Source organism: Vibrio sp. WZ-1 (assembly GCF_052037695.1).
Lineage (GTDB): Bacteria > Pseudomonadota > Gammaproteobacteria > Enterobacterales > Vibrionaceae > Vibrio.
Genome location: NZ_JBQEQR010000083.1, coordinates 141,098 through 163,852, shown reverse-complemented (window position 1 = coordinate 163,852; position 22,755 = coordinate 141,098). Strand labels below are relative to the sequence as shown.

Here is a 22,755-nt window from a genome sequence, read left to right as displayed (position 1 = left end):
CTTTCGAACTTAAAACGAAAAAGCCAGTCTAGTCGACTGGCTTTTATTTTGTTCGAATGGGGTATTTTTATGCCCAACCTGCTGGCGATTTCTTTCTGCGTGGCATCACGTGAGGAAGAACCAAACCAAATAGCAGACCAATACCAGCGACACCACCACCGTAAGTAAAGTACTTCAGTAGCATGTCATCTTTCTGTGTATCTAGTTTTGCGCGAAGCTCACGGTTTTCTGTTTGTGCAGATGTGAGTTGATCGCTGATCTCAGAGTATTTCTTCTCTAGGTCAGAGATCTGGTGGTTACGCGTTTCTAGTGATGTAACGAGACCTGCTTTTTCAGTGTCTGAATTCTGACGTGCGTTTGCCAGTTGTTCTTTCACTTCTTTCAGTTCTTTTTCTACACGAGGTAAGCGAATAGCCATGCTTTCTTGGTTGGTTACGAATTTGCTTTGTACCCAACCTGTACGGCCACGTGAGTCACGTACCTGGGTGTAACCCGTGTCTTTATTGGTTTGAAGCAGTTGTACTTTAGAACCTGCGTTAACACTACCCATAATGCGGTAAGTGTTGTTTGGACCAGAGTGCATAAAAGTGAATAGGTCATCAGAAATATAACGGTCTGCCGCTAGTGCAGTTGGCGCTGCTAGCAAAGTAAACAAAACCGTGATGATTAGTTTTTTCACAGTAAATCCCTTAACGATTTTCTTGGATACAGCTTTGGCACCGAATTATTGGAGCCGGAAATAGACGAATATTATGCAGTTTCAAACGTCGGTGCAACAAAGAAGGGAGGCAAAGCCTCCCTTTCTGTGCGTTTGAGTCAATAATGACAATACGCTAACAATCTATGGACTCGTGGTTCTTACGAGAATGCCGCTTGTAGGCCGTAGAAGAATACCACTGCCAATAGTGCGCCGGCTGGTAGTGTAACAATCCATGATGCCACGATGTTACGAACTACGCCTAGGTTCAGTGCTGCGATACCGCGAGCAAAACCTACACCTAGAACAGCACCAACTAGTGTTTGCGTTGTAGAGATAGGTAGACCAGTACCAGATGCAAGAACGACTGTACATGCTGTTGCTAACTGAGCAGCAAAGCCACGGCTTGGTGTTAGTTCAGTGATACCTGTACCAACCGTCGCCATTACTTTGTGACCTAGTGTTGCAAGACCAACCACGATACCGAAACCACCTAGAGGAAGAATCCACCATGCGATTGTGCTTTTCGCTGTTACTTCACCCATGTGCTCAACTGTTGAAACAACAGCAGACAGTGGACCGATCGCGTTAGCTACGTCGTTTGAGCCGTGAGCGAATGCCATCGCACACGCCGTGATAACCATTAGTACGCTGAAGATGCCTTCTACGCCAGCAAAGCTGCGGTCTTCTTCGCGATCTGCGAATTTTTTCTGAATGTAGAAGTAACCGCCAGCCATTACTGCTGCAGATACGATTGCTGCCCACATCCATGCTTCGCCATTGCTTAGGTGAAGACCAACGTGTTTCAGACCTTTCTTGATAGTTACAAGTGCAATCACCATAGTCGTGATGAACATGTAAACTGGAACGAAACGTTTTGCGTTGAATAGTGGGTTCTCAGTATCAAAGATCAGACGCTGTGCGCTGACAAAAATGACGTAAGCAAAGAAGCCTGAGATAACCGGAGTAATAATCCAGCTACCGACAATCCCTTGAACACTGCTCCAGTCAACCGCTTCAGTACCTACAGATACACAAGCAAAACCGATGATCGCACCGATAATTGAGTGAGTAGTAGACACAGGCCAGCCCATGTAAGAAGCAAGTAGAAGCCAAGTACCAGCGGCAAGAAGCGCTGACATCATACCGTAGACAAGAATGTCAGGTTGGCTAGCAAATAGAGATGTTTCGATAACACCTTTACGGATAGTGTCGGTTACTTCACCACCTGCAAGATATGCACCCGCAAATTCGAAGATCATCGCAATGATGATCGCTTGTTTTACGGTTAGCGCTTTTGAACCTACAGATGTACCCATAGCATTAGCAACGTCGTTCGCGCCAATACCAATCGCCATCATGAAACCAAAAATCGCTGCAACAATAATCAGGACAGTGCCGTAGTTCGCAAGGATATCCATCGTAATACCTAGTTGTTTTATAACAAGCGGAGCAAAATTTTACGCGCGTCAAACCAGAAGACGATGAATATTGTCATCGTCCACTGGACTCGTGTTAATAATGCTCTTCGTTATGTCGTTAACTTATGTTTTAAGATCGAGATAGCATGACTTCCAAACGAGCACCTACGCGCTGCGCTTGGTCGGCAATACCACCTACCCATTCAAGAATCTTGTACAAGAACATGACATCGATAGGGTTCATGCCAGATTCAATCGTCATTAGTTGTTGACGAAGTTCAATCTGCATTGCATCGGTATCATCTTCAATAACGTCCAATTGATGAATCATTTCAGCAACGAGCGTTACTTCGCGGCCTTTGAAGCCGGTCTCTAGGAGTTCATCAAGTTCGTTGATTACTTTTTGCGCCTGGTCAGCCGCATCAAGACAACGTTGAACGTATGCGAGGAAGTTTGGTTGGAGAACCTCAGGAATGACAAGTTGACGACCATATACACGGCCAGCAATGTCTTTTGCCAAGTTAGCAAGTTTGTCTTGTTGAGTCAGAAGCTCAAGCATGTCAGTACGATCGACTGGCATAAACAAACCGCGAGGCAGTTTTAGACGGATTTCACGTTTTAGCACGTCCGCTTCTTTCTCTAAGTGAGAAATTTGAGAACGGATCTCAGATGCTTTTTCCCAGTCACCCTTTGAAGAGACTTCAAAGAACTTAACTAGGTGTGAACAACATTCGTTGACACACACAACGTGGCGCTGCAAAGGCTTAATTGGGGACTTTGCAAATAACCCCATAATTGTATTTACTGGCATGGTCATTCAACCTAATAGCTATAACCTTAAAAAAACATACACCATTTCTTGGCGAAATGTTGAACGATGGCTATAAAGGCGCGCATGTTAACGCATTAAATCGCTCATTTAAACTGTTTTAGATCATCATTCGGGTGATATTTCTTTCTTGCCGTGTGAGAAATTAGGCAATATCCTGTTTCTATCTGCTTTGAAAGGTATAGCTATGGAAACCGAGATAGAACTGAAGTTTTTTGTTTCTCCTGAATTTTCAGAAACTTTAAGAGATAAAATTTCTGAAACAAAAGTACTTCAGCACAGTAGTCGTGACTTAGGTAACACCTATTTTGATACCGCTGATAAATGGTTAAGAAAGCACGACATTGGTTTAAGAATTCGCCGTTTTGATGATGTTTTTGTCCAAACTGTGAAAACAGCAGGACGCGTTGTTGCGGGCCTTCATCAAAGACCAGAATACAACGCTGAGCACACCAGTAATGAGCCAGACCTCACGCTTCATCCTTCTGATATCTGGCCAACTGGTAAAGAGGTCGCAACGCTGCAAGCGGAACTGACACCGCTATTCTCTACTAACTTTACTCGTGAACAATGGTTGATTGGTATGCCGGATGGCAGCCAGATCGAAGTTGCCTTCGACCAAGGGGCCGTGATTGCCCTAGGTGAAGATGGTGAAGAGAAACAAGATCCTATCTGTGAAGTTGAGCTTGAGCTGAAATCTGGCCAGACAGATGCGCTATTTACGCTTGCTCGCAGCTTGTGCGAAGCGGGTGGTATGCGCCTTGGTAACTTAAGCAAAGCGGCAAAAGGCTATCGCTTGGCTAGTGGTTATGTCGGTGATGAAGTGAAGCCACTTTCTTTAGTGGATAGCAGCAAAAATGACACGGTCGAATACTGTTTTATCAATTCTCTAGAGCATGCGTTGTCCCATTGGCATTACCACGAGCAAATCTTTACAGAACGTGATTGCGTGGAATCTCTGCGCGAAATCGTCAATGCGATTCGCTTTATTCGCCAAACCTTTACTATTTTTGGCAGTATGGTGCCGCGTCGCGCCAGTGCAATTCTTCGTCAAGAAATGAAGTGGCTAGAAGAAGAGCTAGAGTGGCTAGATGAGCACGCACACTTAGAAGAGCTATTGGACGATAAAGGTAACGTACTGCGCAAACTTGATGCGCGTAAGTTCCTTGTCTCTGAGCTGACACAACAATTGGGTGAACTACCAAGCCGTGAAGAGGTGTTAGAGCTATTAAGTTCGGCACGTTATACCGGTTTGCTACTTGATTTGAGTCGCTGGATTTTGACGCGAGGTTGGCAGCCATTCTTAGATGACAAAGCGCGTGAGAAGATGTCGAGTAATATCCTGCCTTTCTCGGTAAAGCAACTTGATCGTACTTGGGCGGAGCTGATGGAAGCTTTCCCAGCAGAACGCGAACTGTCTGCACAAGAGTACGTGGATCAACGCTATCGCTTGCTACGTAACTTGTACACTGGTATTGGATTTGCGAGCTTGTACGATGCAGAAGAGCGCAATACGTTCCGATTACCTTGGGCTGACTTGGTCCATGGTATCGATGATCTGTTAATGTTGAACCATCTACTACCATTAATCGGTATGTTAGAAGGGGAAGAGCAAGAGCAATTAGAACGTTGGTTGCACCGTCAAGAACGTTCAATCTTACATGCGATGGATCAGACTCGTGCTATCGGTGTTGAAGTTGAACCATACTGGCAAGAATAAAAAACAAATAGGACCGCAAGGTCCTATTTTTTTGCCTGTTGTTTCTGCTCATGCAATTCATCTTCGATGGATTGCAGTCGATTTAAGATCTGTTCTTGTCTATCCAATACTTGCTCTAACAGCTTTTCTTTGTTTTTCGAGCGATGATCTTGTTGTCGGGTTGGAGCGGTAAGAATCGACGTAATCAAACCAGAAATCATACCGAAGATACCCACGCCACAAATAATGATCAGTACGGCAAGTAATTTACCACCAGTTGTCACTGGATAATGATCACCATAACCAACGGTTGAGATGGTGACAAATGCCCACCATAAAGCGTCTGTACCAGTTTGGATGTTTGATTCTGGATTCTGCCCTTCAATGAACAACATGGCACTAGAACCAAGAGTAATCAGCACCACCATCAACAATAAAATTGAAGCTAAAGTAGTCTCTCTACGGTTATTTTTGAGCTGATAAAGAATGAACTTTGATGATCTAAGTACCAAAATTACGCGCAAAATATGAAACAGGCGTGCAAAGCGAAGAGGTTCGATCATTGGGATGCTTGCCACAAAATCGATCCAGTGTTGTTTGAAATATAACCGACGATCTGTGGCTCGGATCAAATCTATGGTGAGCTGCAGTAGAAAAATACTACAGATTATAAAATCGAGACCGATAAGAACCTGACGGGTTTCATGTGTAATGGGCAAAAATAGTAAGCCTGAGATCACAAATAGCGCCATAAATGACAGGATCAGTGACAGCAGGCTCATCGGTTTAGTGCTGTCTTTGGTATTATTGCTTTTCATACGAAGCTCGAAATAAATAGCACAACTGTGACTATAAGTTGGCGAAACATAAAGACTATATAAGACTCAGTGGAGAACTGACAATGGAAAAGCTGGCATTCAAGCCATGGGAAAGGGTTATTTCCGACATTAAGCTCGTTCCGAAAATGGTCATGCTGATGGTATTTAGTACCGTCTTAATCGTGGCGAAACAACTTTGGGATGCGAGCACATTCTACGATTCACTACTCGCGGCGACACAGAACGAACACGTTGCCCAACAACATTATGAGGCTTATCTAACACAAGTTGCTTGGCAAACAGCGTTACTCATTGCGGTATTTGTTGTACTACTTTTGGCGGCAGCGCGTGTGATGTTACGTCAGACACAGTATTTGAATGATGCGATTAAACTCATGGCGAGCAAGGATCTTTCAGTGCCATTCGGAATGGACTGTAAAGATGAGTACGGTGATGTAGCTCGTGAGTTGGAGAAAACCCGTCGCCAGTTGCATGACGTGATTCAAATGCAGATTAATGCATCCGATGAACTGGCAACGCTTACTGAAGTAATGACACTCAGCATGTCTGAAACAAAAGAGTCGGCACAGGAAGAGTTTAACGAAATTGATCAACTTGCTACCGCGATGAGTGAGATGTCTTCGACGGTCCAAACCGTTGCTGACCATGCTCAAGCGGCTTCTTCCCTTACTGAGCAAGCATCAACCCAAGCGGTAACTGGTCAACAGTTCTTACAAAATACCATGTCTAAGATGAGCGAACTGTCTTCAGATATTGCATCTTCAGCAAGTGCGGTAAACCAAGTGGAAGAGCGTGTGGATGCTATCGGTAGTGTGGTTGGTACCATTCAAGGTATTTCCGAGCAGACAAACTTGCTAGCGCTGAACGCTGCGATTGAAGCTGCGCGTGCTGGTGAAGCGGGTCGTGGTTTTGCGGTGGTTGCGGATGAAGTTCGTAACCTTGCTCAACGAACCCAACAAGCAACGGTAGAAATCCAAGAGATGATCACTCAGCTTCAAGCGAGCGCTACTTCAGCGGTGGAGCTGATGGAGAAAAGTGTGGTTGAAGCCGCTGAAGGTGTAGAGCTGGTATCAAATGCAGGTAGTGAGTTGGATGGTATTGTTGGGCAAGTAACGCAAATCAACGATATGAACTTCCAGATTGCAACCGCTTCAGGTCAGCAAAGTAGTGTTGCAGAAGATATGAGCCAGAACTTAACCAATGTTCGTGAGCTTGTAGAAGCCTCCGTTGTGGTGATTACTGAACTGCTGGAAACTTCCGAAATGATGCAAGACAATGCAGAAGAGTTAGATAAGAAGATAAAATCCTTTCAAGTCTAAAGGCTGACAAGCTTTGATAAAACGCCCACAAACCTTTTGTGGGCGTTTTTATTTGTGCCAACTCTGGTATAAAAGAGTGATACCACAGTGCTTTTCACACAAGGAAGAAAAATGCAGCTGCCTTCGTCACTGATTTCTATCGCTGATTCTGCCGTACAAAATGCGGAACAAGCGGGATATTATCAACAATGGCCAACTGAGATTACTGAGCAATTTCATTTTGTATCTGGCTTAAGCAAGTTTATCACTGAGGCTATTCATCGTGATGACAAACTGGCCCAGGAATTGCCGACAATGCTGGCAGAAAGCAGCCGACAACAGGGTTACCGAGAGCGTCTTGCTGCATTACTCGCTGAGTGCCAAGATGAGATGGCAGGGCATCGGGTACTGCGCCAGTTCCGAAATCGTGAAATGGTTTATATTGCCTGGAAAGATTTCACGCAGATGTGGACTCTAGAAGAGTCACTCAGCCACTTATCCCAGTTAGCCGAAGCGATGATCTTCGAAACTTACCAATGGCAATACAAGATTTGCTGCAACGAATGGGGCACGCCAACCAATGCCGAAGGTGAAGCGCAGCCTATGCTGATCATCGGCATGGGTAAGCTAGGTGGCGGTGAGTTGAACTTCTCTTCCGATATCGACCTGATTTTCACTTATCCAGAAAATGGCGAGACCCAAGGTGCACGACGCAGTATTGCTAATGCCCAGTTTTTTACTCGCTTAGGTCAGCGCATTATAAAGGCACTCGATCAGCAAACTTTTGATGGTTTCTGTTACCGCGTGGATATGCGATTACGTCCATTTGGCGAGAGCGGCCCATTGGTTATGAGCTATGCTGCTCTAGAAGATTACTACCAAGAGCAAGGACGTGATTGGGAACGCTACGCGATGATCAAAGCGCGCGTGATGGGCAGCGAAATGTATCCGCAATATCAAGAGTTGCGTCAGATGCTGCGCCCGTTTGTTTTCCGTCGCTATATCGACTTTAGTGCGATTCAATCGCTGCGTCGTATGAAATCGATGATCAGTAGCGAAGTACGCCGTCGTGGTTTGAGTAACAACATCAAATTAGGCGCTGGTGGCATTCGTGAAATTGAGTTTATTGCTCAAGTATTCCAGTTGATTCGCGGTGGTCGCGAGCCATCTTTACGTGGTCGTGGTTTACTCGAAACCTTGAACGCCATCGGGGAGCTAGGTCAGCTTACTCAGCCAGAAGTAGATAACCTTGAAGCTGCATACAAGTACCTTCGTCAGCTAGAAAACCTACTACAAGCGATGGCAGATAAACAAACTCAAACCTTGCCTGGTTGTGAAGACGAACAGCTGAAGCTTGCGACGGCGATGCGCTTTGAATCTTGGAAGGAGCTCATTGCCCAAACCCAGCAACACATGGCGAATGTTCATAAGGTATTTGAAAGCTTAATTGGTGATGACGAAGAAGACGAAACTGAAGCGGTCGCGCGTCACTTCCACGAGCTGTGGGATATGGCAACTAAGCAAGATGTGTTAGAAAACGTTCTGCAGCAGGATATCAAAGTAGATAACTTTGAAGAGTTGGCAAAAACCATCATGCAGTTCAAAGCGGATTTAGCTAAGAAAACACTTGGCCCTCGCGGTCGTGAAGTACTGACTAAGTTGATGCCGAAAGTTTTCGATGCAGTATTTTCTCACCCAGATGCGCAATTTGGCTTGCCGCGTGTCCTGCACTTGCTGCATAACATCTGCACCCGCACGACCTACCTTGAATTGCTCGATGAGCATCCGGCAGCCTTGGTACAATTGGTTCGCTTGTGTACTGCAAGTCCAATGATTTCTGAGCAGCTATCGCGTTACCCAATCCTGCTTGATGAGCTGATTGACCCTCAGCATCTATACAATCCAATCCCATTAAACAGCTACCAAACTGAGTTGCGTGATTTCCTTGCTCGTATTCCTGAAGACGATATGGAGCAACAGATGGAAGCGCTGCGCCAGTTCAAGCAAATTTGCATCCTACGTATCGCTGCGGCAGATATTGCTGGTGTATTACCAGTGATGAAAGTGAGTGACCACTTAACCTACCTAGCAGAAGCCATCGTTGAAGCCGTCGTGAACCAAGCTTGGTTGCAAGTGTCGGAAAAGTATGGCGAGCCAACTCATGTCAAAGATCGAGAAGGCAAAGGTTTCGCCGTAATTGGTTACGGTAAAGTGGGTGGTTGGGAACTGGGCTATAACTCAGACCTTGATATCGTATTTATGCATGACTGCCCAGTGAACGTTTACACCGATGGTAAGAAAGAGATTGATGGCCGCCAGTTCTATTTGCGCTTGGCGCAGCGCATCATTCATATTTTTTCGACCCGCACCGCATCAGGCATTCTGTACGAAGTGGACACTCGCTTACGTCCATCTGGCGCTTCGGGTTTGTTGGTCAGCCCAACCGACGCGTTTGATGATTATCAACACCAAGATGCGTGGACATGGGAGCATCAGGCGTTAGTACGTGCTCGCATGATCTATGGTGACGAGCCATTAGCGATTGCTTTCCACAACACGCGTCATGATGTGTTGTGTAAACAGCGCGACCAAAACGCACTGAAGAAAGACGTCGTCGATATGCGTGAGAAAATGCGTGATCATCTAGGTGGGAAAAAGTCCGATCGCTTTATGCTCAAGCAAGATAAAGGCGGCATCACCGATATCGAATTTCTCGCCCAATATCTTGTGCTCAACTACAGTCACAGTAAACCGAAGCTGATTCGCTGGTGTGATAACGTGCGTATTTTTGAAACTTTGATTGCTCAAGGTGTCATGGAAGAAGACCAAGCAATGCAGTTAACTCGAGCGTATACCTCGATGCGTGATGAGATTCATCGTCGTAACTTACTTAATTTGGATGCCGATGTGGCGGAAGATAAGTTTGTTGCCGAGCGAGAGTGGGTGAAGCAAGCATGGAATCAATGGTTCGCCTAAGCAGAAGTTATGTGCAAGGTTCAGCCTAGAAAAAGGCTGTGTTAAACTCACCACGATTTAATTTTTGGAGACCAATAATGAAACCAATTCTACCTGATTACAACAGCGCTGGTGTGCTCATCATCGGCGATGTCATGCTAGATCGTTACTGGTATGGCCCAACTGGACGTATTTCTCCTGAAGCGCCAGTACCTGTTGTTAAAGTAGAAAACAATGAAGAGCGTCCTGGTGGTGCTGCGAACGTGGCAATGAATATTGCTTCACTTGGCGGCCATGCTCATATTGTTGGTCTAACGGGGATGGATGAACCTGCGAAAGTACTGACGGAAACGTTGAATTCACTAAAAGTGAAATGCGACTTCGTTGCACTGCCAGAGTACCCAACTATCACTAAGCTTCGCGTCATGAGCCGTGGTCAGCAATTGATTCGTCTGGATTTCGAAGACAAGTTCGAGAACACCGATCCAGAGCCAGTGCTGTCTCGTATGGAAACGGCGCTGCCTGCAGTGAAAGCTGTGATCATGTCTGACTACGCGAAAGGTTCTTTGGAGCACGTTCAGGCATACATCCAAAAAGCACGTGCAGCGAATATTCCAGTCTTCATCGATCCGAAAGGTGCTGATTTTGAGCGCTACCGTGGTGCGACACTGCTGACACCAAACATGAAAGAGTTTGAAGATGTGGTCGGCAAAGTGAAGTCTGATCAAGAGCTGGTAGAAAAAGCACTAGCACTGGTCGAGGAATTCGATTTTGAAGCACTATTGGTAACACGCAGTGAAAATGGCATGACACTTATCCGTCGTGGCCATGAGCCGTTCCATTTGCCAACTCAAGCGAAAGAAGTGTACGACGTAACAGGCGCTGGCGACACGGTTATCTCTGTATTGGCTGCTTCTGTTGCTGCGGGTAAATCATTTGAAGAAGCGTGTGCACTAGCAAACGCAGCCGCAGGTGTTGTGGTTGGTAAGCTAGGTACATCAACGCTGTCTGAGATTGAGTTAGCGGAAGCGATTCACGGTAGCCAAGATACAGACTACGGCGTGATTTCAGAGCAAGCACTGATTGAAGCGGTGAAGAAAGCTCGTGCGAAAGGTGAGAAGGTTGTGATGACCAATGGCTGTTTCGACATTCTACACGCTGGTCATGTGTCTTACTTAAATCACGCGGCTGAACTAGGTGATCGCCTAATCGTAGCGGTAAACACCGACGATTCCGTTAAGCGCCTAAAAGGTCCTGGTCGTCCAGTAAACCCAACTGATCGCCGTATGGCAGTATTAGCAGGCCTTGGCGCAGTAGATTGGGTTGTGCCTTTCAGTGAAGACACGCCTCAACGTTTAATCTCGGAAGTGCTACCAAGCTTGCTAGTGAAAGGCGGCGACTATAAACCAGAAGAGATTGCTGGTGGTAAAGAAGTGATTGCCGCAGGTGGTGAAGTTCGCGTACTTAACTTCGAAGATGGTTGCTCAACCAGTGAAATCATCAATGCCATCAAAGGCGGTAAAGGCTAATTCGTTTCTCGCCAAATTGATTATTAAAGGTCGCTTTCGAGCGACCTTTGTTGTTTTTGGAGGAGTGAATCTAACCACAAACGCATTCCAGTCCTCCCCCTTTTTAAGGGGGAGTGAGAGGAGGTTAACCCTCCCCTTCGAAAGGGGAGAGGATCTAACGCGCACTTGGCTTGGTTACTTACCCCAACAAAAAACGCCAGTTGGAAACCAACTGGCGTTTGCGTGTTACTTAGATATCTATGGTTATTTTGCTGGCTTCAGACCCGCATCAACATCTAGGACATCTTGCTCGCTTAGTGTACCAACTGCTTGACGCAATTGAAGTACGCTTAAGATGTAATCGTAACGAGCATTGGATAGGTTTTTGTTGGCATCATATAGACGACGAGTTGAGTCCAAAACGTCTACGATGGTACGAGTACCTACATCAAAACCTGCCTCTGTCGCTTCTAGCGCAGATTTCGCAGAAACAACAGATTGCTCATACGCTTTTAACGCACCAATTGAAGCATTAATGTTGTTGTTTTGAGCTCGAACGTCTTTGACTACGCTGCGGTATTCTTTTTCTAAATCTTCACTTGCTGCTACGTAGGCGAATTCAGCTTGTTTAGTTTTAGAAGTAATGTTGCCACCAGTGTATAGAGGGACCGCTAGGTTAACGCCGATGTTAAAGCCATCAGCAGTTTGGTCGTCGCTACTATTTGTTGTATCTGCGTAGTTGTATCCGCCATCTAGCGAAAGCGTTGGCAAGTGGCCAGAGCTTGCTAGAGAGATGTTATCGCGAGCAATATCTTGTGAGATACGTGCAGACAATAGGCTCAAGTTTTCAGTTTTTGCTTGGTCGATCAAAGCTTCTGCTGTTGCGTTCGATGGGCTTGCGGAGAAACGCGCAGTATCAAGAATATTCAGGTTTTTATGTTCTTGGCCAGTGATCTCACGAAGAGACTCATAGCTGTTGATCAATGAGTTTTCTGCCAATACTTCATCTGCTAGCACAGCATCGTATTGAGCTTGAGCATCGTGTACGTCAGTGATTGCTGATAGACCTACTTCAAAGCGTTGCTTTGTTTGTTCTAGCTGACGGCCAACGGCTGCTTTTTCTGCGCGAACAAACACTAGGTTATCTTTTGCTCGTAGCACTTCAAAGTATGCTTGAGAAACTCGTAGGATTAAGCCTTGTTGTGTTGCCGCGTAGGATGCATCTGATTTGCGCGCGGTTTTCTCAGCAGTATCTAGCGTGATCCAAGAAGCTCGGTTGTAAAGTTCTTGGGTAAAACCAACACCTGCAGATAATTGATTGTTATCAGTTGAGACCTTACCTGTACGGTCTTTGTCTAGGTCACCTCTATTGATATCATAACTTGCTGTTAAGTTGATCTGAGGTAATAGGGCACTGCGGCTAGAGTTGATTGCTTCAAAAGCAGCGTCGCGCTGTGCTGCAACACTCAGTAGTTGAGGATCATTTTGTTTTGCTAAATCGTAGATTTCTGCAAGAGAGTCTGCCCATGCAGATGTACTCATACTACCTAGCGCTGCACTGATAAAAAGTGGAAGCAGTTTTTTCATTTTCTATTCCCGCGGTCAATAGATTGGTTAATTCTCAGTAGTTTAACTCAATTTGAACGATATTTACTCTAAACTTTGCACTTTTTTACACTTAATTATCCACTCGTGCAATAAATTTTTGGGATTTGCTTAAAATTATTTATAACTATTATATAAAAAGTTGAGCAATGTCCTTTGAGCAAGCTTAGAACAATGAGTAAACTACACGATTCACTCAAAGAGGTGCTGAATGCAACAGTGTGACAAGCAACAGAATGATTTTACTCCACAGGATGTGGAAATAATCTCAAAAGAAACCGTATTTCAAGGCTTCTTTAAAATGGTGAAATACCGTTTTAAGCATAGATTGTTTGCTGGTGGGTGGAGTGATGTTGTTGAACGCGAAATGTTCGAGCGTGGTCATGCTGCTGCTATGTTGCCATATGATCCTAAAACTGATCAGGTTGTGATCATCGAACAGATTCGAGTTGGCGCCTTAGAGCATTCCCATCCTTGGCAACTTGAAATTGTTGCTGGCATGATTGATCGTGATGAATCAGCAGAAGAAGTGATTCGTCGTGAAGCAGAAGAGGAAGCTGGCATCCAAGTGGGACGTGTCACTTCGGTTACCTCTTATTATCCCTCTTCTGGTGGTTGTTCGGAAAAATTGGATGTGTTCGTTGGAGAAGTGGACGCAACTAAAGCGCATGGCATTCATGGTTTAGACTATGAAGATGAAGATATTCGAGTCCATGTCCTTAGTCGTGAAACCGCGTATCAATGGGTGAAAGACGGTAAATTCGAGAATGGTGCATCTATCATTGCATTGCAATGGCTGCAACTGAACCATGAGGAATTGAAGTCACAATGGGGAGTTCCCCCTACGGTGGAGAATGAGTAATGGCACAAGTAGCTGAAAAACGACGATACCATGTCGACTTAGCGGGTCTAATGAGAACGTATGAGACCAACTACGCTAAGTTGAATGCTTTGCTACCTGCCTCTGCCGAAGTTGGTGATATCCGCTGCTATCAAGCGGCGAGCATGGTCTACCAATTGACCGTGAATGAAATCACAAAATACACCACAGTTGTTGAGATATGTCAGAGTGATGAGACGCCAGTGTTTCCTTTACCGACGATGTCTGTCAGGCTTTATCACGACGCGAGAGTTGCTGAAGTATGTTCAGGTGGAGAATTCTCTCGTATCAAAGCTAAATATGATTATCCCAACGACCAGTTGATGCAAAAAGATGAAAAGCATCAGCTTAATACGTTCCTTGGTGAATGGCTGACGTTCTGTTTACGAAGTGGTATTAGTAGAACACCACTTGCCTTCAATTGATGGTCAGCTCACTAAGGGAAAACAACAAAGAACAATAGTGGACGAATCAGGTTTTCATTTTGCAATTATCTAGTGACAGTATAAAGCTATTACAAATCACGGATACTCATCTGTTTGCTGCAGATGAGGGCAGCTTGTTGAGCGTAAGAACTGCCGACAGCTTCACGGCCGTGGTGCAAGAGATTCTCCATCGTCAGGTGCAGTTTGACTACATTTTAGCAACTGGTGATATTTCACAAGATCACAGCGCAGAGTCTTATCAGCGTTTTGCTGAAGGCATCGCTCCGCTGGAAAAAGATTGTTTCTGGCTTCCTGGTAATCACGATTACAAGCCTAATATGGGCAGTGTACTACCATCTCCTCAAATACAATCCGTTGAACACTTGATGCTCGGCGAGTACTGGCAGTTGATACTTTTAGATTCTCAGGTCGTGGGTGTACCTCATGGGCGATTGAGTGACCAACAGCTGACATTACTGGAAGAAAAGCTCGCAGAAAATCCACAGCGACATACACTGGTACTTTTACATCACCATCCTCTGTTGGTTGGCAGTGCTTGGTTAGATCAGCATACGTTGAAAGATGCGGAAGCATTTTGGCAAGTGGTGAATCGCTTTGAAAACGTAAAGGGCATTTTATGCGGCCATGTTCATCAAGACATGAATGTTTTGGATAATGGCATCCGTGTAATGGCAACGCCGTCGACTTGCGTGCAATTCAAACCGGACTCTGATGACTTCGCCTTAGACACTGAATCACCTGGTTGGCGAGAGCTGGAGTTGCACAGTAATGGCGATATCTCCACGCAAGTGAACCGATTGCCGGATGGCCAGTTCCAACCGGACTTTACCTCAAACGGATACTAATCATTACTATGCCCGAACCTTAATGTTCGGGCTTACTTTTTTACATGAGGCAATCATGAGCAAACCCTCCCTGTTGCTTTATATTCACGGCTTTAACAGCTCACCGCTTTCAATGAAAGCAAACTTAATGAAAGTGTACTGTGAACAGCAACGATCGGATATCAAGGTTATCGTACCTCAGTTACCGTGTTTCCCTGAACTTGCCGCGCAGTGCTTGCTTGATATCGTTGAGCAGCATAAGAATGACTATAATATTGGCTTGGTTGGCAGTTCGCTGGGCGGTTATATGTCGACATGGCTAAATGCCAAGTTTGGTTTCCGAGCGGTTGTCGTTAACCCGGCAGTGAAGCCATATGAGCTGTTAGTGGATTACTTAGGTGAGCAAACCAACCCTTATACGCACGAAACCTATACACTTGAAGCCTGTCATATTGACGAGCTAAAAGCTCTTGATGTACAAAGCATCGCGTCTCCTGACTCCTTTTGGTTGTTGCAGCAAACAGAAGATGAAGTATTGGACTATCGCCAGGCCGTTGAAAAGTTCGCGCAAGCGAAACAAACGGTAGAAGACGGCGGTGATCACAGTTTTATTGGCTTTGAGCGTTATCCTGCTCAAATCATAGAGTTCTTAAAACTGTAATACTAACGAGACGATTGGAATAGGCTCATAGTTTTCATTGCCATATCCAACCGTTTCTTGACATAGTCGGTCTGCTTTCCGACTATGTTTTGCCAAAAAGAACTTAAGGGTATGAAGCCCTGACTACTTTGTTATGCATGCTCTTACCAATGGGAAGGGGGCAGACAGGGTAGCTTTTTCGTTTCTCGAATATGGTTCGCATAAATGTGAAGTTTGAGAAACAAGTAAACTTTGAGAACAATTCCGTAATATGACTGAACAATATAATGCTGGTGCCATTGAAGTACTGAATGGCTTAGAGCCAGTACGTCGCCGACCAGGGATGTATACGGATACAGCGCGCCCAAACCACTTGGGCCAAGAAGTTATCGATAACAGTGTCGATGAAGCGCTTGCCGGACATGCCTCAAAAGTACAAGTCATCCTACATGCTGACCAATCATTAGAAGTGATCGATGATGGTCGAGGCATGCCTGTTGATATCCACCCAGAAGAAAAGGTATCAGGCGTTGAACTGATCCTATGTAAGCTTCACGCAGGTGGTAAATTCTCTAACAAGAACTACCAATTCTCTGGTGGTCTGCACGGTGTAGGTATCTCTGTAGTAAATGCGCTATCTAAACGTGTTGAAGTGACAGTTCGTCGTGACGGTCAAATTTATGAGATTGCTTTCGAACATGGTGACAAGGTTTCTGATCTAACCGTAACCGGTACATGTGGCCGTCGTAACCGTGGTACCAGCGTGCATTTCTGGCCAGATACAAAGTACTTTGACTCTGCGAACTTCTCAGTAACTCGTTTGGTGAATAACCTGCGTGCGAAAGCGGTACTTTGCCCGGGTCTAGAGATTACGTTTACCGATAAAGTAAACAACAAAGACTACAAATGGCACTACGAAGATGGTCTTAAAGACTATCTAGCGGAAGGTGTGAAAGGCTATACCGTTCTACCAGAAGAACCATTTACTGGTGAGTTCTCAGCAGAAACTGAAGCGGCAAACTGGGCGGTAATCTGGCAGCCGGAAGGCGGCGAGATGATCACGGAAAGTTACGTGAACCTTATCCCTACTGCACAGGGAGGTACACACGTAAATGGCCTACGCCAAGGCTTGCTTGATGCAATGCGCGAGTTCTGTGAATTCCGCAACTTATTGCCTCGTGGCGTGAAGCTAACTGGTGATGACGTTTTCGACCGTTGTTCATATGTACTGTCGGTTAAGATTCAAGACCCACAATTTGCTGGCCAAACTAAAGAGCGTCTTTCGTCTCGTCAAACAGCAGCGTTTGTATCAGGCGTCGTTAAAGATTCGTTTAGCCTTTGGTTGAATGAAAAACCACAGCTGGCTGAGCAGTTAGCGGAAGTGTGTATCGCGAACGCACACCGCCGTATGCGTGCAAGCAAAAAGGTTGTGCGTAAGAAGGTTGCATCAGGTCCTGCTCTACCAGGCAAACTGACAGACTGTTCTGTGCAAGACCTCAACCGCACCGAAATCTTCTTCGTGGAGGGTGACTCGGCGGGCGGTTCTGCTAAACAAGCGCGTGATCGTGAGTTTCAAGCGGTGATGCCACTGCGCGGTAAGATCCTAAACACGTGGGAAGTTTCTGCCGATCAAGTGCTTGCATCTCAAGAAGTGCACGATATCTCAGTTGCTCTGGGTATTGACCCAGACAGCGACAACCTAGACAGCCTTCGTTACGGTAAAATCTGTATCCTTGCCGATGCGGACTCGGACGGTTTGCACATCGCAACGCTGTTATGCGCGCTGTTCACTCGTCACTTCCGTGCGCTGGTTGAAGCTGGTCATATCTACGTCGCGATGCCGCCTCTATACCGTATCGACTGTGGCAAAGAAGTATTCTATGCCTTAGACGATGACGAAAAAGATGGTGTATTAGAGCGCTTGTCTAAGAAGAAAGCCAAAATCAACGTGCAACGATTCAAAGGTCTGGGTGAGATGAACCCACTTCAGTTGCGTGAAACCACCATGGATCCAAATACGCGTCGTCTGGTTCAGTTAACCATTGATGACTCTGCAGCGACCATGGAAATGATGGACATGCTGCTTGGTAAGAAACGAGCAGATGACCGTCGTACTTGGCTACAAAGCAACGGCGATATGGCAGAGGTTTAACGGATGTCTACAGAAATTACCTACGATGGCGTTGAACAGTTGCCAATGCGCAAGTTCACTGAAGACGCTTATCTGAACTACTCGATGTACGTAATCATGGACCGTGCATTGCCATACATTGGTGATGGTCTGAAACCGGTTCAACGACGCATCATTTACGCAATGTCAGAGCTTGGTCTTTCGGCATCAGCAAAATACAAAAAATCCGCACGTACCGTTGGTGACGTGTTGGGTAAATACCATCCGCACGGTGACTCTGCGTGTTACGAAGCGATGGTATTAATGGCACAGCCGTTCTCTTACCGTTACCCACTGGTAGATGGTCAAGGTAACTGGGGTGCGCCGGATGATCCGAAATCGTTCGCGGCAATGCGTTATACCGAAGCGAAACTGTCTAAGTTTGCTGAAGTCCTACTAGGTGAACTAGGTCAAGGCACGGTTGAATGGCAGCCTAACTTTGATGGCACGATGAAAGAGCCACAAATGTTGCCAGCACGTCTGCCTCATATCCTGCTCAACGGTGTCACCGGCATCGCGGTTGGTATGGCGACTGATATTCCACCTCACAACGTTCGTGAAGTGGCGGATGCAACTATCCACCTAATCGACAATCCGAAAGCGGATCTGCCAGATGTGATGCAGTTCGTGAAGGGCCCAGATTACCCAACCGAAGCAGAAATCATTTCGCCGCAAGCGGATATTGAGAAGATTTACCGCAACGGTCGCGGCAGCATTAAGATGCGCGCGGTATGGCACAAAGAAGGCTCAGATATCGTGATCACTTCTCTGCCACACCAAGTCTCAGGTGCGAAACTGCTTGAGCAAATCGCTAACCAGATGCGTGCTAAGAAGCTGCCAATGGTTGACGATCTTCGTGATGAATCGGATCACGAGAACCCAACGCGTATCGTTGTGGTGCCGAAGTCAAACCGCGTTGATTGTGATCTGTTGATGAACCACTTGTTCGCTTCAACGGATCTTGAGCGCAGCTACCGCGTTAACTTGAACATGATTGGTTTGGATAACCGTCCTCAAGTTAAAGGTCTAGTACAAATTCTGTCTGAGTGGATCGAGTTCCGTCGTACAACAGTACGTCGCCGTCTACAACACCGCCTAGACAAAGTAATGGCTCGTCTACACATCTTGGAAGGTTTGTTAGTTGCTTACCTAAACCTAGATGAAGTGATTGAGATCATTCGTACTGAAGACGATCCAAAAGCTGTGCTGATGGAACGCTTTGGTATTACCGATATCCAAGCGGATGCGATTCTAGACACCAAACTTCGTCATCTAGCAAAACTAGAAGAGATGAAGATCCGTGGTGAGCAAGACGAGCTAGAGAAAGAGCGTGAGAAGCTAGAACAGTTACTAGGTTCTGAGCGTCGTCTGAACACACTACTGAAGAAAGAAATCAAAGCCGATGCAGAGAAATACGGTGATGACCGTCGTTCTCCACTAGTTGAACGTGCCGAAGCAAAAGCACTAACAGAACGCGACCTAGTACCAAGTGAGCCAATCACGGTTGTGCTTTCTGAGAAGGGCTGGATTCGTCACGCGAAAGGTCACGATGTGGATGCAGAAGGCTTGAGCTACAAGTCTGGCGACCAATACTTAGCGCATGCGCGCGGTAAGAGTAATCAGCAAGCGGTGTTCTTTGGCAGTGATGGTCGCAGCTACTCCCTAGAGTCGCATTCATTACCATCAGCACGAAGCCAAGGTGAGCCGATTACAGGTCGCTTGAACATTACCGCGGGTAGTAGTATTCGCCAAGTGATCATGGGTGAAGAAGAGCAGCTATGGCTGGTGGGTTCTGATGCAGGTTATGGCTTTGTATGTAAAGGCTCAGACTTGCTGTCGAAGAACCGCAGTGGTAAAGCGCTCGTGACACTTCCTGCTAATTCAGAAGTGATGACGCCGAAGACGATTGCTGATCTTGATTCGGATGAAATCCTAGCGATCACCAACCAAGGCCGCATGCTGTTGTTCCCAATTAAAGATCTACCGCAGCTGGCGAAAGGTAAGGGTAATAAGATCATTAACATTCCTGCTGCGAAGGCGAAAGAGCGTGAAGAGGTGCTTTCTCACTTGATGGCTCTGTCACAAGGGGCATCTCTGACCTTGTATGCAGGTAAACGTAAGTTAGGCTTGAAACCTGCAGATCTAGAGAACTTCCGCGGTGAGCGTGGTCGTCGAGGCAGTCTACTTCCGAGAGGCTTACAACGCGTGACGCGTATTGAAGTGGAGATGGGCGGAAGCTCAGATGCTCCAGAAGAGCCAAGTGATAGCGAATAACGCACAAACAAAAATCCCAGCCAATGGCTGGGATTTTTTTATACTTCTTGTTTGTCTTCTGCGATGGTGACTTTTAAGTTCATCTGTTTTCCTTTGCGGATGATACCCACATCTACGCTAGTTCCCGGACGCAAATCAGTAACAATGTCCATTACGCTTTGGCGTCCTTGCACTTTAGTGCCATTGATACTGATGATGATGTCCTGCTTTTCAAAGCCAGCAGTACTTGCTGGACCATTCGGGTCGATACCTAATACGACAATACCGCCGATGTGCTCATTCCCAAGTAAACGAGCAGTAACCGCATTGATATCTTGTCCATCAATGCCGATATAACCACGGATTACACGGCCATCTGCAATGATTTTTTGCATGATCTTATTTGCCAAAGGAGCGGGGATGGCAAAAGAGATACCGTAGGTCTCAAGATCAGTCGCTTGCTGGAATGAGGCCGTATTGATGCCGACCAGTTCACCTTGAGTATTTACCAGAGCACCACCGGAGTTACCTTCGTTGATTGCGGCGTCGGTTTGAATAAAGGCTTGGCGACCATCACTGATTGACGATCGACCCGTTGCAGAGATAATGCCGAAGGTGGTGGTTTGGCCTAAGTTATACGGGTTGCCAATAGCTAGGACGACATCACCCACTTGAGGCTGATAGTCTGGGTTAAGTGGAATAACAGGTAGGTTAGAGCCTTCGACACGCAAGATAGCAATGTCTGTACGCTTGTCTGTTCCAACTAACTGAGCGGCAGCAGCACGGCCATCTTGTAGTGCGACTACGATTTGATCAGCTTGAGCGACAACATGATAGTTAGTGATAATGTAGCCTTTCTCACTGACGATAACACCAGATCCCAAGCCTTGGGTGGACAGTTTACTACGATCGTTTTCCACATACTTGCGGCTGTAGATATTAACAACAGCAGGGGAAGCTTTTCTCACCGCTTGATTAAAGGATACTTCTAATGACGTAATATTACTTGGCTGAACATCAAGAGCGTCAGGGATGATATTGCTACGCAAAGAAGGTACGGCCAAGAGAACAACCGCAGCGGTCGCGAGACCTAAAAAAACAGAACGTAACAAAAAGCTCAGCATACCCACTCCATGCTTTGTAGAACAACTCAAATTAGAGACAAGAAGAATAGCATTACATTGAAAAATAACAAAAGGGCAGCATGTAAACATACTGCCCTTTATAGACACTACTCAAAGGATTAGCGGATAACGAGGTAAATAGTGCGATCACCTCGTTGAATGTTCAGAGCCAATACCCCTTTATGTTTCTCGGTAATTGAGCGTAGTTCAGCCAAGTTTTTCACTCTTTGACGGTTTACACCAATAATGATGTCATCTTTTTGCAATTGGTACTGAGCTGCTGGAGAGTTTTCAACCACGTTAGTGACTTTAACGCCTTGAATGCTATCACTTGGTGTGGTGTTACCTAACTCTGCACCTTTGAGGCCGTCGTGTAAGGTTTCAGCTTTGGCTTTGATATTGGTGGATTCACCTAATGTCACATCAAAGTCCTTTTTCTTACCATCGCGGATAACGCCAAGTGTTATTTCTTTCCCAGCCCCTAGGGTTGCGACTTTCGCCCTTAGTTCAGAGAAGGTATCAATTGATTTTCCGTTAACAGAAACAATCACGTCTCCCGCTTTTAGCCCGGCCTTATCTGCGGCACTGTCAGGCACTACTTGGCTAACAAAAGCGCCTTTGCTCGATTCATAACCTAGAGCTTCGGCAAGCTCAGAAGTGACTTCGCCACCTTGCACACCAAGCATGCCACGTTTTACTTCACCAAACTCTAAGATCTGGTCAGTAAGATTTTTCATCATATTCGATGGGATCGCAAAGCCAATACCGACATTGCCGCCATTTGGACCAAGAATAGCGGTATTAATACCGATTAGCTCACCATTGAGGTTGACTAGGGCACCGCCGGAGTTGCCGCTATTGATCGCAGCATCAGTTTGAATAAAGTTTTCGAAGTTCTCTACATTCAAGCCACTTCGTCCCAACGCAGATACGATGCCAGATGTGACAGTTTGCCCTAACCCAAATGGGTTACCAATCGCAACACTAAAATCTCCGACACGGAGTTTGTCTGAGTCGGCAATTTTAATCTGGGTAAGATTTTTTGCAGTTTCAAGTTTTAGCAATGCGATATCTGACATTTCGTCACCGCCAATGAGTTTTGCATCGTATTCTCGACCGTCATATAGACGTACTCTTATGTCATCTGCCCCTTTAATAACATGGTAGTTGGTGACGATCTGTCCTTTTTTGGCGTCAATGATAACGCCAGAGCCTAAACCTCGGAAAGGACGCTCTCGGGTTTGCTCCGTTGGAAACTCAGGACCGAAGAAGAATTGAAACTGCTCTGGTATACGACTGGTTTGAACTTGTTTGCCTTCTACAGCAATGCTAACGACTGCTGGAGTTACCTTCTCCAACATTGGCGCTAAGCTAGGTAATTGCTCGCCATCAACACTTAATGGTAGTGCAGCGGTGGCGGTAACTGGTGTGATGATTGAACTCAAGCTTAAAGATAGAACGGTTAGCGCAAGCAAAGGTTTTTTCATCCAATAACTCCTCTGTTTAACAGGTCTGCCAAAAGAAATATCTTCATCAAATCCATCATGGGGACTGGTGTTGATAGTCA

The 22,755-nt window shown here is 45.9% G+C and carries 17 protein-coding genes; 10 read left to right on the top strand and 7 right to left on the bottom strand.

What is annotated here, in order from left to right; translation table 11 throughout:
- Positions 1-67: 67 nt before the first annotated feature.
- From ACTS60_RS20620 to ACTS60_RS20610, 3 genes are all read right to left on the bottom strand, one after another.
- Complete coding sequence (locus ACTS60_RS20620) at positions 68-679, bottom strand: TIGR04211 family SH3 domain-containing protein (protein ID WP_440889780.1); 612 nt, start codon at positions 677-679, stop codon at positions 68-70.
- Positions 680-858: 179 nt separating this feature from the next.
- On the bottom strand, positions 859-2,118 hold the full coding sequence (locus ACTS60_RS20615) for an inorganic phosphate transporter (protein ID WP_440889779.1): 1,260 nt from the start codon (positions 2,116-2,118) through the stop codon (positions 859-861).
- 130 nt (positions 2,119-2,248) lie between these two features.
- Positions 2,249-2,929 (bottom strand): TIGR00153 family protein, encoded by a 681-nt coding sequence (locus tag ACTS60_RS20610; RefSeq protein WP_440889778.1) that lies wholly within the window; start codon positions 2,927-2,929, stop codon positions 2,249-2,251.
- Between the two features lie 205 nt (positions 2,930-3,134).
- On the opposite strand from ACTS60_RS20610, the gene ACTS60_RS20605 reads away from it, so the two are divergent.
- The gene (locus ACTS60_RS20605; RefSeq protein WP_440889777.1) at positions 3,135-4,667 is read left to right on the top strand and encodes a CYTH and CHAD domain-containing protein; all 1,533 of its coding nucleotides are present in this window, start codon (positions 3,135-3,137) and stop codon (positions 4,665-4,667) included.
- Positions 4,668-4,690: 23 nt separating this feature from the next.
- Here the strand turns inward: ACTS60_RS20605 and ACTS60_RS20600 are convergent, their stop codons facing one another.
- Positions 4,691-5,464, bottom strand: a complete 774-nt coding sequence (locus ACTS60_RS20600) for an ion transporter (protein ID WP_440889776.1) — start codon at positions 5,462-5,464, stop codon at positions 4,691-4,693.
- Between the two features lie 83 nt (positions 5,465-5,547).
- Between ACTS60_RS20600 and ACTS60_RS20595 the strand changes: the two genes are divergently transcribed.
- From ACTS60_RS20595 to hldE, 3 genes are all read left to right on the top strand, one after another.
- Positions 5,548-6,804 (top strand): methyl-accepting chemotaxis protein, encoded by a 1,257-nt coding sequence (locus ACTS60_RS20595; protein WP_440889775.1) that lies wholly within the window; start codon positions 5,548-5,550, stop codon positions 6,802-6,804.
- A gap of 111 nt (positions 6,805-6,915) precedes the next feature.
- Positions 6,916-9,759: a bifunctional [glutamate--ammonia ligase]-adenylyl-L-tyrosine phosphorylase/[glutamate--ammonia-ligase] adenylyltransferase gene (gene glnE, locus ACTS60_RS20590; protein WP_440889774.1), complete on the top strand. Its 2,844-nt coding sequence runs from the start codon at positions 6,916-6,918 to the stop codon at positions 9,757-9,759.
- Between the two features lie 77 nt (positions 9,760-9,836).
- Positions 9,837-11,267: a bifunctional D-glycero-beta-D-manno-heptose-7-phosphate kinase/D-glycero-beta-D-manno-heptose 1-phosphate adenylyltransferase HldE gene (gene hldE, locus ACTS60_RS20585; RefSeq protein ID WP_440889773.1), complete on the top strand. Its 1,431-nt coding sequence runs from the start codon at positions 9,837-9,839 to the stop codon at positions 11,265-11,267.
- Between the two features lie 243 nt (positions 11,268-11,510).
- On the opposite strand, the gene tolC is transcribed toward hldE, so the two are convergent.
- On the bottom strand, positions 11,511-12,833 hold the full coding sequence (gene tolC / locus ACTS60_RS20580) for an outer membrane channel protein TolC (RefSeq protein WP_010445809.1): 1,323 nt from the start codon (positions 12,831-12,833) through the stop codon (positions 11,511-11,513).
- Between the two features lie 229 nt (positions 12,834-13,062).
- Here tolC and nudF point away from each other — a divergent pair, with 229 nt between their 5' ends.
- From nudF to parC, 6 genes are all read left to right on the top strand, one after another.
- Positions 13,063-13,713 (top strand): ADP-ribose diphosphatase, encoded by a 651-nt coding sequence (gene nudF, locus ACTS60_RS20575; RefSeq protein ID WP_440889772.1) that lies wholly within the window; start codon positions 13,063-13,065, stop codon positions 13,711-13,713.
- Entirely contained in the window at positions 13,713-14,156 is a 444-nt protein-coding gene (locus ACTS60_RS20570) for a DUF1249 family protein (RefSeq protein ID WP_440889771.1), read from the top strand. Before nudF ends, ACTS60_RS20570 begins: the two co-directional genes overlap by 1 nt.
- A 59-nt stretch (positions 14,157-14,215) precedes the next feature.
- Entirely contained in the window at positions 14,216-15,022 is an 807-nt protein-coding gene (gene cpdA / locus ACTS60_RS20565; protein ID WP_440889770.1) for a 3',5'-cyclic-AMP phosphodiesterase, read from the top strand.
- Between the two features lie 55 nt (positions 15,023-15,077).
- Positions 15,078-15,662: an esterase YqiA gene (gene yqiA / locus ACTS60_RS20560; RefSeq protein ID WP_440889769.1), complete on the top strand. Its 585-nt coding sequence runs from the start codon at positions 15,078-15,080 to the stop codon at positions 15,660-15,662.
- A 250-nt stretch (positions 15,663-15,912) separates the two neighbouring features.
- Positions 15,913-17,793 carry a DNA topoisomerase IV subunit B gene (gene parE, locus ACTS60_RS20555; protein WP_440889768.1) on the top strand — a complete coding sequence of 627 codons (1,881 nt, stop codon included), beginning with the start codon at positions 15,913-15,915 and terminating at the stop codon, positions 17,791-17,793.
- A gap of 3 nt (positions 17,794-17,796) precedes the next feature.
- Positions 17,797-20,085 (top strand): DNA topoisomerase IV subunit A, encoded by a 2,289-nt coding sequence (parC, locus tag ACTS60_RS20550; protein WP_440889767.1) that lies wholly within the window; start codon positions 17,797-17,799, stop codon positions 20,083-20,085.
- Positions 20,086-20,123: 38 nt separating this feature from the next.
- Here the strand turns inward: parC and degS are convergent, their stop codons facing one another.
- Positions 20,124-21,188, bottom strand: coding sequence for an outer membrane-stress sensor serine endopeptidase DegS (gene degS / locus ACTS60_RS20545; protein ID WP_440889766.1), 1,065 nt, complete (start codon positions 21,186-21,188; stop codon positions 20,124-20,126).
- A 119-nt stretch (positions 21,189-21,307) separates the two neighbouring features.
- Positions 21,308-22,675, bottom strand: coding sequence for a Do family serine endopeptidase (locus tag ACTS60_RS20540; RefSeq protein ID WP_409583387.1), 1,368 nt, complete (start codon positions 22,673-22,675; stop codon positions 21,308-21,310).
- Positions 22,676-22,755: the final 80 nt, after the last annotated feature.

What these genes read in the sequence shown, in the direction of transcription:
- yqiA (WP_440889769.1), top strand. Translation starts at nt 15,078, where the DNA reads ATGAGCAAACCCTCCCTGTTGCTTTATATTCACGGCTTTAACAGCTCA.
- parC (WP_440889767.1), top strand. Translation starts at nt 17,797, where the DNA reads ATGTCTACAGAAATTACCTACGATGGCGTTGAACAGTTGCCAATGCGC.
- ACTS60_RS20595 (WP_440889775.1), top strand. Translation starts at nt 5,548, where the DNA reads ATGGAAAAGCTGGCATTCAAGCCATGGGAAAGGGTTATTTCCGACATT.
- hldE (WP_440889773.1), top strand. Translation starts at nt 9,837, where the DNA reads ATGAAACCAATTCTACCTGATTACAACAGCGCTGGTGTGCTCATCATC.
- ACTS60_RS20615 (WP_440889779.1), bottom strand. Translation starts at nt 2,118, where the DNA reads ATGGATATCCTTGCGAACTACGGCACTGTCCTGATTATTGTTGCAGCG.
- ACTS60_RS20570 (WP_440889771.1), top strand. Translation starts at nt 13,713, where the DNA reads ATGGCACAAGTAGCTGAAAAACGACGATACCATGTCGACTTAGCGGGT.
- degS (WP_440889766.1), bottom strand. Translation starts at nt 21,188, where the DNA reads ATGCTGAGCTTTTTGTTACGTTCTGTTTTTTTAGGTCTCGCGACCGCT.
- parE (WP_440889768.1), top strand. Translation starts at nt 15,913, where the DNA reads ATGACTGAACAATATAATGCTGGTGCCATTGAAGTACTGAATGGCTTA.
- tolC (WP_010445809.1), bottom strand. Translation starts at nt 12,833, where the DNA reads ATGAAAAAACTGCTTCCACTTTTTATCAGTGCAGCGCTAGGTAGTATG.
- ACTS60_RS20610 (WP_440889778.1), bottom strand. Translation starts at nt 2,929, where the DNA reads ATGCCAGTAAATACAATTATGGGGTTATTTGCAAAGTCCCCAATTAAG.
- ACTS60_RS20540 (WP_409583387.1), bottom strand. Translation starts at nt 22,675, where the DNA reads ATGAAAAAACCTTTGCTTGCGCTAACCGTTCTATCTTTAAGCTTGAGT.
- glnE (WP_440889774.1), top strand. Translation starts at nt 6,916, where the DNA reads ATGCAGCTGCCTTCGTCACTGATTTCTATCGCTGATTCTGCCGTACAA.
- nudF (WP_440889772.1), top strand. Translation starts at nt 13,063, where the DNA reads ATGCAACAGTGTGACAAGCAACAGAATGATTTTACTCCACAGGATGTG.
- ACTS60_RS20605 (WP_440889777.1), top strand. Translation starts at nt 3,135, where the DNA reads ATGGAAACCGAGATAGAACTGAAGTTTTTTGTTTCTCCTGAATTTTCA.
- ACTS60_RS20600 (WP_440889776.1), bottom strand. Translation starts at nt 5,464, where the DNA reads ATGAAAAGCAATAATACCAAAGACAGCACTAAACCGATGAGCCTGCTG.